Genomic DNA, 17,397 nt, shown 5'->3' with positions numbered 1-17,397 from the left:
GCTATTCGGCTCAGATCGGGGCGGATTAACGTGTCGCCTGCGAGCGGGATGAGCGGTTCGGTCGCCTCCCGGGTCTCTTGCCCGGCCAGTCCGAAAGTCGTCCTCCGCGAGTCGCCCACGTTTCACCCACAAAACACCCACGGCTCGCCGGACAACCTACGGCGTGAACGGGGCACGATCAGTAACCCTTATCCCGTAAGGCTTCCAGAGAATCAGGGTTTACGAGTAAAATGCCCCTGTGCGGGGCGGCACTTGCTTTTGCTTTTGCTTTTGCACTTGCTTTTGCTTTTGCTTTTGCTTTTGCCTTTGCCTTTGCCTTTGCCTTTGCCTTTGCGCTGGCATCCGCGATTGCGCCTCGCGGCGCGGGCGTTGCCCCTGTGCGGGGCGGCACCTACTCTTCTTTGCCGCGGCAAAGAAGAGTAGGCAGAAGAAAGCCGCTCACACCGCCAGTGCTTGTCGTTTACCCACGGGCTCTCAACATCCCCCATCCTCCATGCGGCAACACGCTGGCTCACGTGCGTTGCCAGCGCACTACTTAAGCGCGTGGCCTGCTTCATAGACCCTCGTTGCAGCCCGCGACATCGAACGTTCCTGCGCCCCTTTGCGGCAAACTGTGTGTAGGCATTCGCACTGCACAGGAAACCTTCGCTACGCGATGCGACTCAAGTGCGGGCGTTGCCCTGTACGACACAGCAACCTCATTCACTACCGACATGCGGCGCCGGAACATTCGATGTCCCTAGCCGTGCCACGCGTGCATGAAGCGGGTGAAGCGTTTAGCCAGAACGTTGGCAACTACATAGGGCAGTACGCCGCCGCTCGAAACATGGGGACGTTGAGAGCCCGTGGGTAATGGTCAAGTGCGGGCGGTGTGAGCGGCTTTCTTCTGCCTACTCTTCTTTGCCGCGGCAAAGAAGAGTAGGTGCCGCCCCGCACAGGGGCAAGACCCGCGCCGCGAGGCGCATCGCGGATGCCCGCGGCAAGCCATAAAAACCAAAAACAAAAAACCGCATTCGCGAATTCCAACGCAAAGGCAAAAAACACCGACAATAAAGCGTCGCAGACAGAAAACATCGACCAGCAAACACCAGCGTCGCAGACAAAGGAAAGGAGGCATGCCATGACAAACGCCCGCGCCATCAGCCGCTACCCAGTCCCCGCACCAGCCGAATGGCCCGACGACATCCGCGCGCGGATTCTCGAAGTCCAGGACAAGGCCGGCTTCGTGCCCAACGTGTTCCTGACGCTCGCGCACCGTCCCGACGAATTCCGCGCGTTCTTCTCCTATCACGATGCGCTGATGCTGAAGGAAGGCGGCCTCACGAAAGCGGAGCGCGAAATGATCGTCGTCGCGACGAGCGCCGTGAACGAGTGCCTGTATTGCGTCGTCGCGCACGGCGCCATTCTGCGCATCTACGAAAAAGCGCCGCTGCTCGCGGATCAGATCGCAGTCAACTACCGCAAGGCCGACATCACGCCGCGCCAGAAAGCGATGCTCGATTTCGCAGTGAAGGTGTGCCGCGATTCGGCCTCGGTGAACGACGATGACTTCGCGACGCTGCGCAGCCACGGCTTCAGCGATGCCGACATCTGGGACATAGCCGCGATCACCGCGTTCTTCGGCTTGTCGAACCGGATGGCAAACGTCATTTCGATGCGGCCCAACGACGAGTTCTATCTGATGGGCCGCGTCCCTCGCACATAAAACGGCGCTACTGTTCGAGCGCCTTCGAGCGCGGCGAGAGCGGCGACGACATCAGGTCTTCCAGCGACATCGGCCGCGCGAGGTGATAGCCCTGTCCGTGCGCCGCGCCGATCGTGCGCAGCAGTTCGAGCGTCGGCTCATCTTCGATGCCTTCGGCAACCACCGTCAATTCGAGCGATTCCGCCATCCGCACGATCGCGCGCACGATCGCGCGGCTGCGCGTGCTCTGCGTCAGTTCGAGCACGAACGACTTGTCGATCTTCAGGCCGCTGAAGCGGTACTGGTGCACATAGCTCAACGACGAAAAGCCCGTGCCGAAGTCGTCGAGAACGACGCACATGCCGTTGTCCGCGAGGCTTTGCATCGTGTTGCGCGCAAGGTCCGGCTCGGCGACCAGCGCGCCTTCCGTCAGTTCGAGCGAGATGCGCGACGGGTGCACGTCGTAGCGCTTGAGCAATTCGAGCAGCTCGTTCGCGAACTCGGGACGCGTAATGCTGTAGCTCGACAGATTGACCTGCACGAGCGGCCAGTCGATATGCTCGCGCTGCGCCAGAATCTCGGCGACGCGCGCGAGCATGTACATGTCGAGCCGGCCGATCAGCTTGAGCCCTTCCACAGCAGGCAAAAAACGGCCCGGCGCCCAGATTTCGCCGTTCGGCTGCCGCCAGCGTATCAGCGCTTCGAGCGCGACGAGTTCGCCCGTCGCGATATCGACGATCGGCTGGAAATACGGCACCAGTTCGTCGTCGCGCTTGAGCGCGTTGCGCAGCGCGCCTTCCGTTTCGATCTGATCCGACAGCTCGCGGCACATCTGCTGGTTGAACACCGCGAAGCTGTCGCGGCCGCGATTCTTCACGCGATACATCGCGGCATCCGCGTCACGCAGCAGATCGGCGGGCTTCAGATGGAACGCGCTGTCGGCGCTCACGACGCCGACGCTGCACGACGTGAACACCGTCTGCTCGTCGATGCTGAACGGCGCATCGAAGGCCGCGAGGATGCGTTCCGCAAGCGACAGCACCGTTTGCAGGCTCGCGCCCGGCACGACGACGGCGAACTCGTCGCCGCCCAGCCGCGCCAGCAGATCGTCGCGCCGCAGACATTCGCGCAGACGCGCCGCCACTTCGACAAGCAACGCATCGCCGAACAGATGGCCGAGACTGTCGTTGATGACCTTGAAGCGGTCGAGGTCGATGAACAGCACCGACAGCGGCTCGCCGCGCCGGCTGTAGCCATGCCACGCCGCTTCGAGCCGCTCGTATAGATGCGTGCGGTTCGGCAGCCCCGTCAACGCGTCGTGATAGTTCTCGTGCAACAGCCGCGCGTTGGCCTCGTCGAGTTCCTGCGTGCGCGCGAGCACGCGCGCTTCGAGTTCAAGATTTGCCGCATGCTGCGCCTCCGCGACGCGCCGCCGCGACAGCGCCGTATCGATGTGACGCGAGACGAACGTCAGCAGCTCCTGATCGCGCCCGTCGTAGCGCACGCTCGTCGAATAGCTCTGCACGACGAGCACGCCGCGCACGACATCGCCGTCGAACATCGGCACGCCGAGCCACGAGCGCAAGCGAATGTTCTCGCTGTCGAGGCTGATCTCGCCCGCTTCGGCGAGACGCACGGCATCGTCGGTATCGAACAGGCACGGCACGCGACGGCGGATCACGTATTCGGTGAGGCCGCGCTCGCCACGGCGTGGCGCGGGCACGTCGCGCAGCGTTTCGTCGATGTAATACGGAAACGACACTTCCGCCGTGGCGGGATCGAACAGCGCGATATAGAAGTTCTTCGCATACAGCAGCCCGCCGACGATCTCGTGCAGGCTGCGAAAGAACTTGCCGATTTCGACGGATTGGCTCGACAGTTCCGCGATTTCAAAGAGCGCCGCCTGCAAATGCTGCGCGCGCTCGCGCTCGGCGATCTCCGCGCGCAACGTGTCGTTCAGACGCGACAGCTCGGCCGTGCGGCGCGCCACTTCGGCTTCGAGTCCGACGCGATGCAGAATGCGGTCGAGCGCCATCGCCACATGCCGCGCGACGACGAGAAAGAGCGCGCGATCCTCCGCGCTGTAGATGCGCGACGAGTCGTAGACCTGCATCGTCACCATGCCGAACACTTCGTCCGACGCGTTCTTCAACGGCGCGCCCATCCAGAACTTCGGCCGATGTCCGACACATTGAAAGCGCCCCGCCGCGGCCGCCTCGGCGATGCCCTTCTCGTCGATCAGTAGCGGCTGGCCCGTGGTCAGCACGTAGCCCGTCAGCGACAGCCGCTCGGGATCGACCACGTCCGTGTGGTTCGCGTCGACGGTCTCGGTGTCGATCAGGTCGACGTAGTACGGGTACGTGACGGCGCCCGTCTCGCCGTCGTACAGCGCGAGATAGAAGTTCTCCGCGTCGATCAGCGTGCCGAGCCGTTCGTGAATCGCCTGCAGGAATTCGGTGCGCTCGCTGATCGAGCTGGCGAGATACGCGATGTCGTACAGCACGCGCTGCACGTTCTGCGCGCGCAGCAGCGCATCCGTCTGCATCTGCTCGCCGATCGCGCGCGCGAGCGCGGCAAGCCGTGCATCGGATGCGAATGCGGCAGGCGCGAGCAGCCAGCCGAGCGCAAGCTCGCTGCGCCCCGTGGGCCACACGACCCAGCCATACTCGGCGCACGCGTCGTGCAGCATCGAAGGCACGATCGTGCGCGGCCAGTCGAAACGCGTCGCGCCCTCGCGCACCAGTTCGAGCTGCTGGCCCGCGCGATACCACGCCCATGATGCGCCGAGCGCGTCGACGGCGCGCGCCGCATCGTCGATCGATTGCGCCTCCGTTCCGCTTGCCGACAGACCGGCATTCCACATAAATCAGCCCTCGCGCCGTCCAGGATTGTTTTTCGTTCGTTGGCGTCGACGGGAATGTGCTCTTCAGTGCGTGCCCCCGTTTCATCCAGGACTGTTATATCGACGAAAGCGAAAGCAAACTTGATGTATCTGACCCGCAAATAACATCCGTGAGACAGCCTGAAAACGTTTGCTCGACGACGCTCGCGATTCGGTTTTGCCCTGATTGCTGCGGAACGGCACTTGCTGTTTAGCTAACGTCCGTGCCGCTCAGGCGACTGATCCTTTCCGTTCCCTTGCGCGGCGCACCGTTTCGAGGAGCAGACATGCAAGCACATTCGAGGGGCGCGGTGCACGCCGACGCATTCCGGCTCGGCCCGCGCGACTGGGTGCCGAACAACGGGCATCTGCCCGTCATCCTGTATCGCGACGTGCTGGACGATCCGGGCGACGGCGACAAGCTCGCCGCCACGTTCGAAGCGATGTTCACGCGCAACGGCTGGCCGCCGAAATGGCGCAACGGCGTCTTCGACTATCACCACTTTCATTCTTCGGCCCATGAGGTGCTCGGTATCGCGGGAGGCACCGCGGATGTGATCGTCGGCGGGCCGGGCGGGCGCGTCGTGCATCTGGAAACAGGCGACGTGGTCCTGCTGCCCGCGGGCACGGGTCACTGCCTCGAATCGTCGAGCGGGCCGCTGCTGGTCGTCGGCGCCTATCCGCCGGGGCAGCAATGGGACATACGGCGCGAAGCGCTGACCGAAAAGGAACGCATCGCGATGGAGGCGCTGCCGTTTCCTCACAGCGATCCCGTGCTCGGCGCACAAGGGCCACTGACGGAGAACTGGCTGAAGGCCGCGTGAATCGCGCGGCTGTACTTGCCGCCAAAAACCCTTCGCAAGCGCTTCGACACGCGGCCATCGCGCGAAATCATCGTTCCGGGCCGGCGACGCGGACATCGACGTCGATCGAGGCCGGCTTGTTTCGCGCATTGCATTGCGCGCGCACGGCTTGCCCGAAGCGCAGGCGCGACCTGGAACCCGCCTCGCGCGCAGCCCGGTCGTGTCCGATGCGTGCGCGACACATGCCCGATACGTATCCAATGCATCGCCGATGCGCCCATGCGCAGCACTGCGCAACGATCGCTACCGTACAGACGTCCGCTGATGTTCGCTGACGTGCGCGGCGGGTTCGGGCTAACATCGCGTAACGACGTTCGCCGGTCAGGGTCTCGCGCCAGTACCATGACAAAGGGCATCATCCATTCGCTTGCCGTACTGACCGCAGTGGGAACGGGACTCTGCGCACTACCCGTGCACGCGCTCGAACTCGATGCGCAACTCGTCTGCAAGACCGACGCACATACTTTCATCCAGGCCCTGCTCGACGATCAATACATCGATCCGAATCCGATGCGCGTCGAAGCGAATTCCGTCAATGCATTTCGTCCGTTGCACGGCCGCGATCTCACGGCATTCGGCTTTCGCGTCTACGCGATACTCGGCTATCAGCGCGACGACGCGATCTTCCGAAAAGGCAAAGGAAAGGAAGAAGCGGATTCGATCTATGGCGCCGTCGTGTCGGGGCCTTCGGAGTCGGTGCGCGTGCGTGTCCAGCAGGCCGGCAGCGGCGCGACCGTCAAGCAGGTGCTGCCTTTCGTCCTCACGGCGATCGTGTGCAGCGACGGCTGAGAACGCCGAAAGTCAAGACCGTTGTAATTCCCCAAATGGTGCGCGCTGCCATCAAACGGCCACCCCGCCGCCGCTAATCTTTCTCGCGCAGTTTCATGCGCTGCGGGTCAATCGCGGGCGGCTCTTCATCGCGATTGTTTCGATTTGATGACGCATTACCGCGTCGCCGTGCAAGGGTCTCCTTCAGTCACACGGCGTTAAATCGAGCCCCGCATTTTCCTATACTCGCCAGGCTGTTTTTTCACTCACTGTCTGGACTAGCTGGAGCTCAACCATGAAAAGAATTCCCGCCGCAGTCGCGGTGCTCGGCCTGTTTGCCGCATCGGCCGCACACGCGCAAAGCTCGGTCACGCTGTATGGCCTCATCGACGCGGGTCTCATGTACACCAACAACGTGCAGAAGAGCGGCACGACGGGCGCGCTGTGGCAGGCGACGAGCGGCACCATCAACGGCAGCCGCTTCGGCGTGCGCGGCGCAGAAGATCTGGGCGGCGGCTACAAGGCGCTCTTCGTGCTCGAAAACGGCTTCAACGTGCAGAACGGCACGCTCGGCCAGCATAGCCGCCTGTTCGGCCGCCAGGCGTATGTCGGTCTCGGCAGCAGCACGTACGGCACGCTGACGCTCGGCCGCCAGTACGACTCGCTCGTCGACTTCGTCGCGCCGCTGTCGGGCACGGCCGGCACGTTCGGCGATACGGGCTTCGCGCACCCGTTCGACAACGACAACCTGAACCACTCGGTGCGCATGAGCAACTCGGTCAAGTACGCGAGCAACAACTACGCGGGCTTCAAGTTCGGCGCGCTGTACGCATTCTCGAACAGCACCGACTTCGCGATGAACCGCGCGTATAGCGCGGGCGCAAGCTATCAGTGGGGTCCGTTGAACATCGCGGCCGGCTATCTGCAGATCAACGGCTCGAACAGCACGACGAACACGGCCGGCGCGATCGATACGGCCGAATCGGCCGCGAACGGCACGGGCGGCTTCCAGGTCGGCGCGGGTGTCGAGCGCGTGTTCGGCGCGGGCATCAACTACGCGTTCGGTCCCGCGGTGGTCGGCTTCGTCTACACGAACAGCCACTATCAGCAGTCGTCCGCATTCGGCATGACGAACGGCTCGATGCACTTCGACAACTACGATCTGAACTTCAAGTACGCGCTGACGCCTTCCGTCACCCTCGGCTTGACGGACACGTACACCGACGGCCACACCAGCGGCTCGCGCGCGTTCGGCTCCGATCCGAAGTTCAACCAGGTCAACGCGCAAGCCATCTATTCGTTCTCGAAGCGCACGGACGTGTACGCCGAAGCGATGTATCAGCACGCGATCGGCCACGGCTATGTCGCGTTCATCAATACGTCGGGCGGCGCTTCGTCGACGGCCAATCAGGTGGTCGCCACGATCGGCATGCGCCATCGCTTCTGATCGCTCTGCTTCAGTCTGCGTCACATCATCCATCCGGACTTTGCTTTTCAAAGCCTGCCGCATTTCGTGCGGCGGGCTTTTTTTTCGTACCTCGTCGCGCATTGTTCGATCGATTCGCCGCATCGCCGCATTTCACGCTAAAGCACGCGCTTTCGTTAGCGGTTGTCTAACGTTTGATCCCGCGACGCCACATGCCGTTGACGCCAAAACAACGATTGGACCGACAGCTCGACGGCCCTTTGTGCATTGCACCATGATTTTGACTATAGTGATGGGTGTACATGCATGTCTTTCGCGTTCGCGAAAGCGCTAACTATTGACGGAGAGTCCGCTGCGACGCGGATGCCAGCCCGCCGCAAGTCATCGTGCTTGCGATGATCAGGCGAGGAGAGATCACGATGTTCGATGCCGAAATCGCCGCGAAACTGTTGAACCGGTGGACGGTCAAGCCGCCCGCCGCGCAGCACGATACTTCGCCGCACGACAGCTATCTGGATATGCTGCGCGAAGGGAATCTCGACTTCACCCATCAAATGGGACACGTGACGCTGGGCGACGTCAGCGCGGACGGTCTGTTCGATCTCGAGTCGCTCGTATTCGTCGACGGGTCGCGCGCGCTGCGCCTTAGAACGCCGGGCACCGTGCCCGGCTGGACGCAGTGGGCCGCATTCGAGCCGCCCGTCGCACGCGGCGCGGAAGAGAACGCGTCCTTCCGCACGCCGTCCGACGCGCGAAGCGACGACGAATCGTCGTGCACGCTGGAGGCGCCCGAGCGCTAGGTCACGCGTCCGCGTCGTTGATCCTCTCGATCAGCGCCATTGCGGCTGCGGGATTGTGCGCCTTGTGGCCGCTGATCACGTACAGGTACACGTCGCGCGCCTTCTTCGCCGCAGGACGGCCGTAGCTGTCGAGATCGTCGGGCGCGCCGCCCGCGGCCCATGCTTTCGCGCGCTCGACCCATCGGTCGAGCGCATCGTCCGCATAACCGAGCGGGTTCGCCTCTTCCGTGCCCATGATGCGCGCATAGACGAACGGGGCCGTCGGATCGGCGATCTGCGGATACTTCGAATCGCCCGCGATAATGATCGCGACATCATGCTTGCGCGCGAGCGCGACGAACGCCTCGTCGCAAAAGCTCGCGTGGCGCACTTCGATGGCGTGACGCAATGCGTGCCCGTTCACTTCCGCGGGCAGCAGTTCGAGGAAGTTGCCGAAGTCGTCGGCATCGAACTGCTTGGTCGGCGCAAATTGCCAGTTGATCGGGCCCAGCTTGTTCTTCAGTTCGAGCACGCCGCTCGCAAGAAAGCGTTCGACGGAATCACGCGCTTCCGCGAGCACGCGACGATGCGTCGCGAAGCGTGGCGCCTTCAGCGAAAAGACGAAATCGTCGGGCGTTTCGTCGTGCCACTTCGCAAACGTCTCGGGCTTTTGCGAGCCATAAAACGTGCCGTTGATTTCGATCGTCGTCAGGTGCTGGCTCGCGTATTCCAGTTCGCGTTTCTGCGCGAGCCCTTCCGGATAGAACACGCCGCCGCGCCACGGCTCGAACGTCCAGCCGCCGATACCGACGCGTATGCGCGTTGCCGTCTTTTTTCGAGTGGCCATCGTGACGCCTTTATGAATCAGAATGCGGCGCGCACGACGCCGCCGTCCACGCGCAACGCCGCGCCATTGGTCGCCGACGACAGATCCGAGCACACGTAGACGACCATGTTCGCCACTTCCTCGGGTGTCGTGAAGCGCTTGAGAATCGAGCTGGGACGCGCTTCTTCGAAGAACTGCTTCTCGAAGGCCTCGAAGCTTTGTCCGCCCGAGAGCTTCGCGACGAATTCCTCGACGCCGTCCGAACTCGTCGGCCCCGGCAACACCGCGTTGACCGTCACGGCGGTGCCCGCGCATGTCTCTGCAAGGCCACGCGACAGCGCGAGCTGCGCGGTCTTGGTCAAGCCATAGTGAATCATCTCGGTAGGAATCTGAATGCCGCTTTCGCTGCTGATGAACACCACGCGCCCCCAGTTCTTTTTCTTCATCCCCGGCAGATACGCGCGCGACAACTGCACGCCCGACAGCACGTTGACGTTGAAAAAGCGCTGCCACTCTTCATTCGAGATCTCTTCGAACGGCTTCGGGTCGAAGATGCCCATGTTGTTGACGAGAATATCGACGTGCGGAAAGCGCTCGACGAGACGCGCGACCTGCGCGGGATCGGACACGTCGCCGGCAAAGCCTTGTACGTTTGCGCCGGGCACGTTTGTGCGCAGCGCTTCGATCGCCTGATCGACCGACTGCCGCGAGCGCCCGTTGACGATGACCTGCGCACCCTCGCGCGCGAGTCCGACTGCGATCGCATGGCCGATGCCCTTCGTCGAGCCGGACACGAACGCGAGCTTGTCCTTGATCTTGAGATCCATTTGACGATGTCCTTTGAAGTCGAGCGTGAGATGCATCGCGAGCAAGCGGCGTGGCATGGCGCTTGCGCTCGCATCGCGACGCCGCATTCGCGAGTGTAGAACCGCGGCAAAAATCGTGCAGAAGGACAGACATGACGACACACGTGGATCGTACTGAGACGACGACGCAATCGCATCGGAGTCGCTGCAATATCGGCGAACGGCGCTGCGTCAATGAGCACGCGCCAGCATGAAAAAACGAACGGCGCTAGCATTCGACAGACGTTCGTCCAGCCTCGTCGACGTGGTTGTTCATCGCATGCGGATCTCGTATGCAAACCGGGTAGCGCGTGAACCCGATGTCGAATAACAAGCTATCCATCCGATCAAGGATATGCGGAGACGCCAATGAAACGACGTACCCTGCTTGCCGTGCTGATCGCGCTCGTCAGCCCTGCCGCGCTTGCGCAGAACAGCGTGACGCTCTATGGACGCCTCGACGGCGGCCTCCAGTACCTGAATCACATCGCCACGCCTTCGGGCGGCAGCACCTCCAGCTGGACCGCCGAAGGCGGCGACTGGGGCACGAGCATGCTGGGCTTCAAGGGCTCGGAGGATCTGGGCGGCGAGCTGTCGTCGGTATTCGATCTGGAAACGGCGCTGCAGGTGATGAACGGCACGACGGGCGGCGGCCGGCTCTTTTCGCGCCGCGCTTATGTCGGGCTCGCCGACAAGCGCTTCGGGCAGATTCAGGCGGGCCGCAATCTGTTCATCGACAGCGACGGCGTATGGGAATTCGATCCCTTCGTGCAGCAGGCATTTTCATCGGCATCGCTGGTGCGTGGACGGAACTGGCAGCAGACGAGCAACAACGTCGAGTATCACAGCCCCGTCTTTTATGGCTTCGACGTGCAGGCGCAGTACGCATTCGGCAATCAGGCGAACGGGTTCAACCGGGGCGCGCCCGGCGAGTTCGGCCGCTCGGACGGCATCATGCTGACGTATCACTCGCAATTGTTCGACGTGCGCGGCATCTACGACGAACTGCGCAATGCGGACGGACGCATGACGAATATCTTCACCAGCTCGCGCGAGTTCTTTGTCGGCGCGAATGTGCGCGTGTCGAAAGTGAAGATTCAGGGCGCCTATACGCATTTCTCCGCGCCCGACACGCCCGCCGGTCTGTCCGACAGCGCCGATTACTACTGGCTCGGCGCGACATGGGATGCGACCCATCAGTTCGCGGTCACGGCCGCGGCCTTCTACGTGCACGTGAACGAAGGCTCGGGCGACGCGACGCACGACCCCGCTGGACATGCGACGATGTTCACGCTCGGGTCCACCTATCACCTGAGCCAGCGCACGTTTCTGTACGGCACCGTCGCTTACGTGCGCAACAGCAGCCAGTCGAACTTCTCGCTGCTCGCAACTTCACGCGATGCGACGGGCAATGCCAGCACGAACCCGTTGCCGGGCGAATCGCAGACGGGCGCGTACGTCGGCTTGATGCATATCTTCTGAGCGCGCGTGGGCCGTCCATCCGCTTGCGTGGATGAGGCGGCCCGCGCGTGCAAGTGCGCGATGGCTACACGCCGTTACGCGGCTTTCGCCTGTTCCGGCTTCGCAGCGTGCGCCGCACCCGTGTCCTTCTGCTGCGCGATCTGCTCGCGCAGCTTGATGAGCGCAAGCACCGTGTCGATGGTCGGCGTGTCGTGACTGACGAGGCGCCCCATCTCCTGGACGACGGTCAGCAGCGGGTCGATCTCCATCGGACGTCCGGCTTCGAGATCCTGCAACATCGAAGTCTTGTGCGCGCCCACGGCGCCCGCGCCGTCGATACGCCTTTCGACATCCACGCGGAAATGCACGCCGAAACGGTCAGCCACCGACTTCGCTTCGAGCATCATCGTCCTGGCGACGGCGCGCGTGCCGACGTTGCTCGTGATGACATCGAGCGTCGCGTGCGTGAGCGCGCTGATCGGGTTGAAGCACAGATTGCCCCACAATTTCAGCCAGATTTCGTCGCGGATGTTGTCGCGGATCGGCGCTTCAAGGCCCGCTGCCACCATGATCTCGTGCAGTGCCTGGATACGCGGCGAACGCGTGCCGTCGGGTTCGCCGATCGGAAACTTCTTGCCGTACACGTGCTTGATCACGCCCGGCTCGACGATCTCCGCTGCGGGATAGACGACGCAGCCGATCGCGCGCTCGGGTCCGAACTTCTTCCATTGCGTGCCGCCCGGGTCGATGCTTTCGAGCGTCGTGCCCGCGAACTCGCCGCCATGCTTGTAGAAGTACCAGTACGGGATGCCGTTGACGGCCGTGACGATCGCCGTATCCGGTCCGAGCAGCGGCTGGATCGCATCGACGACACCCGGCACCGAATGCGCCTTCAGTGCAATGATCACGTAGTCCTGCGGACCCAGTTCGCGCGGGTCCGATGAACAGCGCACGTTGACGAGACGCTCGGTATCGTCGATCAGCAAACGCACGCCGTTGCGCTGCATCGCGGCCAGATGCGGGCCGCGCGCGACGAAACTGACATCCGCGCCCGCAAGCGCCAACTGTGCGCCGACATATGCGCCAATCGCGCCGGCTCCATAAACACAGATCTTCATCTATCTGCTCCCATTCCAAGAAGTGATCAGTGAGATCGAGCCGGGGCGTCCAAAGACGCGGCGCGCGATCGTCATCGTCGGTTCATCGTTGCCGACTCATGCACCCGCTCGTTGACGGGCATATTGACGAAACGCGCGGCCGACTCATCCGCGTACCCAATGCGCGTTTATTGCGCGGCCGCCTCGACGGGGCGAGCAGCCGCAAGCTGGTTCGGCAAGGCGCCGATGCCTTCTATCGACACCACCACCGTCGAGCCGTCTTTGATCGAGCCGACGCCGATCGACGTGCCGCACGCGATCACGTCGCCAGGCATCAGCGTCATGTCGTGCGAAATCATGCTGACCTGTTCGGCGGGCGTGAAGATCATGTCCGAGAGCGGATAGTTCTGGCGCTCGACGTCGTCGAGACGCGTGACGACACTCGCGTTGCGCCAGTCGAATTCGCGTTCGATGACGGGACCGATGCAGCTGAACGTATCGAAGCCTTTCGAGCGGCACCATTGCGCGAAATTCGGATCTTCGTTCAGCAGGTCGACGGCCGTGACGTCGTTGATGCACGTGTAGCCGAAGATATAGTCGTCGGCGACCTCGGGTGAGACATTCGTGCAGCGCTTGCCGATCACGATGCCGAGCTCGCCTTCGTATGCGATCTTGCCGCTGTAGCCTTTCGGCCGGCGAATCGGCGCGCCGGGGCCGATCACCGACATCGGCGGCTTGATCAGAAAGAGGGGATGCGACGGCGCGGCCTTGCCGAGCTTCTGCGACAGCGCGTGAAAGTTGTTCCAGAGCGCGACGACCTTGGTCGGCATGCACGGACTCAGCAACTCGACTTCGTTCAGCGGCCAATGCTTGCCGCTGGGTTTCGCGTCGCTGAACATCTCGCCGTCGTATTCGGCAATGCTTGCGTTATCGAGCACGCCGAAACCGATATGTCCTTGCGGCTGCCGAAAGCGTATCCACGATGTCATCGAACCGTCTCCACAATGTTTTTTATCGACCGACACGGTGAATACGCCCGCGTCACGAGTTGAAGCGTGTTTGTGTTTTCGTTGTTCAGGCTGGCTTAGATCGCGCCGGCCGTTCTGAGCGCGTCGATCTGCGCGGGCGAATAGCCGAGTTCGGCCATCACTTCGTCCGTGTGCTCGCCGAGCAGCGGCGAGCGTGTCACTTCCGTCGGGCTGTCCGACAGCTTGATCGGATTGCCTACCGTCAGATACTTGCCGCGCACAGGGTGATCGACCTCGACGATCGTGCCTGTCTTGCGCAGCGACTCGTCCTCGGCGATCTCCTTCATCGACAGGATCGGACCGCAGGGAATGTCGTATTTGTTCAGGATTTCCATCGCCTCGAACTTGGTCTTCGTCATCGTCCAGCGCTCGACTTCCGCGAAGATTTCCTTCAGGCGCGGCAGGCGCGCGTCGGGCGTCGCGTAGTCCGGATGCGTCGCCCACTCTTCCCTGCCGATCACGTTGCAGATCTTCACCCACACGGGCGCCTGCGTGATGAAGTAGATATACGCGTTCGGGTCGTGCTCCCAGCCCTTGCACTTGAGAATCCAGCCCGGCTGACCGCCACCCGATGCATTGCCCGCGCGCGGCACCGCCTCGCCGAACGTGCCGTTCGGATACTGCGGATACTCCTTCATCACGCCCGTGCGCTCCAGACGCTGCTGGTCGCGCAGCTTCACGCGGCACAGGTTCAGCACGCCGTCCTGCATCGCCGCGAGCACCTTCTGGCCGCGACCCGTCATCGTGCGCTGATAGAGCGCCGTCACGATCCCCAGCGCCAGATGCAAACCCGTGCCGCTGTCGCCGATCTGCGCGCCCGTCACGACAGGCGGGCCATCGTCGAAGCCCGTCGTCGACGCCGCGCCGCCCACGCACTGCGCGACGTTCTCATACACCTTGCAGTCCTCGTACGGCCCCGGACCGAAGCCCTTCACCGACGCGACGATCATCCGCGGATTGAGCTCCTGGATGCGCTCCCACGTGAAGCCCATGCGATCGAGCGCGCCCGGCGCGAAGTTCTCCACCAGCACGTCGCACTTCTGGATCAGCGCTTCGAGCACGAGCTTGCCTTCGGGATTCTTCGTGTCGATCGTCACCGAGCGCTTGTTGTGGTTGAGCATCGTGAAGTACAGGCTGTCGGCGCCCGCAACGTCGCGCAATTGCTCGCGCGTGATGTCGCCCGCGCCCGCGCGCTCCACCTTGATCACGTCCGCGCCGAACCACGCCAGCAGCTGCGTGCACGTCGGCCCCGACTGCACATGCGTGAAATCGAGAATGCGCACACCGTCGAGTGCTTTGCCCATGCTACGTCTCCATCATTGTTTGCTGTACGTTGCGGACGCTGTTCGCGCGCTTCGGGACTGTCCTGCCCAGGCTTCGAATGCATCTGATATGTGATATATCGTATTTACAGCCCGGTATTTGAGCAAGCTTTTTCGGGCGTTTTTTTGCGGGGAAAAACCCTTATGGGCAACGCAGGTACTCAGCGCCCACTGCGGACGCGCCCCGCCCTCGCGTTCCGCCCGAAGGCGAATGCGATGCTGGCGGTCGGCAGATTGTGGAAGCGTGAAGGGAGAAGCGGCGCGATCGGCGAGCCTACGGCTCGATCAACGCAAAGGCGGCACCACGCGCGGCTGCGATAGCCGCGGCTTCGGTGGCGAATACGGTGTGGTCGGCGACCTGTTGATACGGCAGGACATGAACGGGCGCCTCGGCGCCGTCGTCGAGTTTGCGCACGGCGGCGAATGCGGCCCAGCCGCCGTTGTGAATGAACTGCATGGCCGACAATTCGACTTGATACGGCCCGAACGTTTCTACACGCATCGATGTTCTCCGTGCTGATCGCCGCGATGGCGATCGACGTGATATTGACTGCGCGAGTGCGGGACGGCGCACGCGCCGCCCGCGAGCAACAACCCGGAACGACACTTCAGGCGCTGACGCGCGCCTCGAGTTCCGCGATGCGCTTGCGCAGATTGCGGTCTTCCTGGAAGCGCGCGGTTTCGTCGCGAATGACGGCAACGATGCCCGTCAGTTCGCGCGTATCCGAATACAGCAGTGCAACGGTAAAAGCGATGGACAGCGCGCGGCCATCCTTGTGGACGGACGGCACCCGCAGCACATCGTTGCCATAGCGCGTCTGTCCCGTCGCCATGGTCTTTTCGTAGCCTTCCCAATGACGCCCGCGCAGACGTTCGGGAATGATCAGATCGAGTGATTTGCCGAGTGCTTCTTCTTGCGTGAATCCGAACATGCGCTCGGCTGCGGGATTCCACAGCGTGATCGCGCCGCTCTTGTCGGAGATGACGACGGCATCGCCGATCGCGTTGACCAGTTGTTCGTAATCGATGGCTGCTTGCATATTGGGGCTCGTGTATATGGCTGCCGCTCAGTGAAAAACAGCGCCTGGCTAAGGCGCTGTTCGACAGGGCTCCGCTGCTGGCGCTGTTGCCGCATACGGAGCCCGTTGAAACGCCTCTGCGATTACACCACTTTCGCTTCCCGCATGCTGGCGATCTGGTCGAAGCTGTAGCCGAGACCCTTGAGCACTTCTTCCGTGTGCTCGCCGAGCAGCGGCGAACCCTTGATCTCCGGCTTCATGTCCGAGAACTTGATCGGGCTGCCGACCGTCAGGTACTTGCCGCGCGCCTTGTGGTCCACTTCGACGATCGTGCCGCTCTTGCGCAGCGATTCGTCATTGGCGATTTCCTTCATCGACAGAACCGGCGAGCACGGAATGTCGAACTTGCGCAGGATGTCGACGGCTTCGAACTTCGTCTTGTCGGCAAGCCATTGTTCGATCGTGTTGAAGATATCGAAGATGTGCGGCTGGCGCGCTTCGGCCGTCTTATACGCGGGATCGTCGATCCACTCCGGCTTGCCGATCGCGCGGCAGATCGGCTCCCACGCGTGGCCCTGAACCGTGAAGTAGATGTACGCGTTCGGATCGGTCTCCCAGCCTTTGCACTTCAACACCCAGCCCGGCTGACCGCCGCCGCCCGCATTGCCACCGCGCGGCACGACATCCGTGAACTCGCCGTGCGGATACTGCGGATACTCTTCCAGATAGCCGACGCGATCCAGACGCTGCTGGTCGCGCAGCTTCACGCGGCACAGGTTGATCACGCTGTCCTGCATCGACACCGCCACCTTCTGGCCCTTGCCCGTCTTGTCGCGGCCGATCAGCGCGGTGAGAATGCCGATCGCGAGGTGCATGCCCGTGTTGCTGTCGCCGAGCGCTGCTGCGCTCACCGTCGGCGGACCGTCCCAGAATCCCGTCGTCGACGCGGCGCCGCCTGCGCACTGCGCGACGTTTTCATAGACCTTCAGGTCGTCGTAGTGGTGGCCGTCGCTGAAGCCCTTCACCGACGCGACGATCATCTTCGGATTCAGCTCGTTGATGCGCTCCCACGTGAAGCCCATGCGGTCCAGCGCGCCCGGTGCGAAGTTCTCGACCAGCACGTCCGATTCCTTGATCAGCCGTTCGAGCACTTCCTTGCCGTCTTGCGTCTTCGTGTCGAGCGTCAGCGAACGCTTGTTGCTGTTGAGCATCGTGAAGTACAGCGCGTCGACGCCGGGGATATCGCGCAGCTGGTTGCGCGTCACATCGCCCGCGCCCGGACGCTCGACCTTGATCACATCCGCGCCGAACCAGGCGAGCAGCTGCGTGCACGCAGGACCTGCCTGCACGTGCGTGAAGTCGATGATCTTGACGCCTTCAAGGGGTTTGGTCACTTTC

General features: G+C 62.8%; 15 protein-coding genes. 6 read left to right on the top strand and 9 right to left on the bottom strand.

Annotation, left to right across the window (positions count from 1 at the left end):
• The first annotated feature begins 1,120 nt into the window (after window positions 1-1,120).
• Window positions 1,121-1,705 carry a peroxidase-related enzyme gene (locus AABE10_RS04355; protein WP_342932032.1) on the top strand — a complete coding sequence of 195 codons (585 nt, stop codon included), beginning with the start codon at window positions 1,121-1,123 and terminating at the stop codon, window positions 1,703-1,705.
• 7 nt (window positions 1,706-1,712) lie between these two features.
• On the opposite strand, the gene AABE10_RS04350 is transcribed toward AABE10_RS04355, so the two are convergent.
• The gene (locus AABE10_RS04350; RefSeq protein ID WP_342932031.1) at window positions 1,713-4,547 is read right to left on the bottom strand and encodes a sensor domain-containing phosphodiesterase; all 2,835 of its coding nucleotides are present in this window, start codon (window positions 4,545-4,547) and stop codon (window positions 1,713-1,715) included.
• Between the two features lie 305 nt (window positions 4,548-4,852).
• On the opposite strand from AABE10_RS04350, the gene AABE10_RS04345 reads away from it, so the two are divergent.
• The 4 genes from AABE10_RS04345 to AABE10_RS04330 all read left to right on the top strand — a co-directional run bounded on the left by AABE10_RS04345 (window position 4,853) and on the right by AABE10_RS04330 (window position 8,422).
• The gene (locus tag AABE10_RS04345; protein WP_342932030.1) at window positions 4,853-5,389 is read left to right on the top strand and encodes a cupin domain-containing protein; all 537 of its coding nucleotides are present in this window, start codon (window positions 4,853-4,855) and stop codon (window positions 5,387-5,389) included.
• A 381-nt stretch (window positions 5,390-5,770) separates the two neighbouring features.
• Complete coding sequence (locus AABE10_RS04340) at window positions 5,771-6,217, top strand: hypothetical protein (protein ID WP_342932029.1); 447 nt, start codon at window positions 5,771-5,773, stop codon at window positions 6,215-6,217.
• 274 nt (window positions 6,218-6,491) lie between these two features.
• Complete coding sequence (locus AABE10_RS04335; protein ID WP_342932028.1) at window positions 6,492-7,643, top strand: porin; 1,152 nt, start codon at window positions 6,492-6,494, stop codon at window positions 7,641-7,643.
• Between the two features lie 398 nt (window positions 7,644-8,041).
• Entirely contained in the window at window positions 8,042-8,422 is a 381-nt protein-coding gene (locus AABE10_RS04330) for a hypothetical protein (RefSeq protein ID WP_342932027.1), read from the top strand.
• A gap of 1 nt (window position 8,423) precedes the next feature.
• Here the strand turns inward: AABE10_RS04330 and AABE10_RS04325 are convergent, their stop codons facing one another.
• On the bottom strand, window positions 8,424-9,248 hold the full coding sequence (locus AABE10_RS04325; protein WP_342932026.1) for a DUF72 domain-containing protein: 825 nt from the start codon (window positions 9,246-9,248) through the stop codon (window positions 8,424-8,426).
• A gap of 17 nt (window positions 9,249-9,265) precedes the next feature.
• Window positions 9,266-10,054 carry an SDR family oxidoreductase gene (locus tag AABE10_RS04320; RefSeq protein WP_342932025.1) on the bottom strand — a complete coding sequence of 263 codons (789 nt, stop codon included), beginning with the start codon at window positions 10,052-10,054 and terminating at the stop codon, window positions 9,266-9,268.
• A 387-nt stretch (window positions 10,055-10,441) separates the two neighbouring features.
• On the opposite strand from AABE10_RS04320, the gene AABE10_RS04315 reads away from it, so the two are divergent.
• Window positions 10,442-11,554: a porin gene (locus AABE10_RS04315; RefSeq protein ID WP_342932024.1), complete on the top strand. Its 1,113-nt coding sequence runs from the start codon at window positions 10,442-10,444 to the stop codon at window positions 11,552-11,554.
• A 74-nt stretch (window positions 11,555-11,628) separates the two neighbouring features.
• On the opposite strand, the gene AABE10_RS04310 is transcribed toward AABE10_RS04315, so the two are convergent.
• The 6 genes from AABE10_RS04310 to frc (AABE10_RS04285) all read right to left on the bottom strand — a co-directional run bounded on the left by AABE10_RS04310 (window position 11,629) and on the right by frc (AABE10_RS04285) (window position 17,393).
• Complete coding sequence (locus tag AABE10_RS04310; protein WP_342932023.1) at window positions 11,629-12,651, bottom strand: 2-dehydropantoate 2-reductase; 1,023 nt, start codon at window positions 12,649-12,651, stop codon at window positions 11,629-11,631.
• 167 nt (window positions 12,652-12,818) lie between these two features.
• Window positions 12,819-13,619 carry a fumarylacetoacetate hydrolase family protein gene (locus AABE10_RS04305; protein WP_342932022.1) on the bottom strand — a complete coding sequence of 267 codons (801 nt, stop codon included), beginning with the start codon at window positions 13,617-13,619 and terminating at the stop codon, window positions 12,819-12,821.
• Between the two features lie 95 nt (window positions 13,620-13,714).
• Window positions 13,715-14,962, bottom strand: coding sequence for a formyl-CoA transferase (frc, locus tag AABE10_RS04300; protein WP_342932021.1), 1,248 nt, complete (start codon window positions 14,960-14,962; stop codon window positions 13,715-13,717).
• A 292-nt stretch (window positions 14,963-15,254) separates the two neighbouring features.
• Window positions 15,255-15,482, bottom strand: a complete 228-nt coding sequence (locus AABE10_RS04295) for a hypothetical protein (protein WP_090874102.1) — start codon at window positions 15,480-15,482, stop codon at window positions 15,255-15,257.
• Between the two features lie 106 nt (window positions 15,483-15,588).
• Window positions 15,589-16,020 carry a PAS domain-containing protein gene (locus AABE10_RS04290; RefSeq protein ID WP_342932020.1) on the bottom strand — a complete coding sequence of 144 codons (432 nt, stop codon included), beginning with the start codon at window positions 16,018-16,020 and terminating at the stop codon, window positions 15,589-15,591.
• Window positions 16,021-16,142: 122 nt separating this feature from the next.
• A complete protein-coding gene (frc, locus tag AABE10_RS04285) occupies window positions 16,143-17,393 on the bottom strand; it encodes a formyl-CoA transferase (protein WP_342932019.1) in 1,251 nt (416 codons plus the stop codon).
• Between the last annotated feature and the right edge of the window lie 4 nt (window positions 17,394-17,397).

Origin of the sequence: Paraburkholderia diazotrophica (genome assembly GCF_038900755.1) — a bacterium.
In the GTDB taxonomy this organism is placed as follows: Bacteria; Pseudomonadota; Gammaproteobacteria; order Burkholderiales; family Burkholderiaceae; genus Paraburkholderia; species Paraburkholderia diazotrophica_A.
The sequence above is the reverse complement of the archived record's forward strand: the minus strand, read 5'-3'. Positions and strand labels throughout refer to the sequence as shown.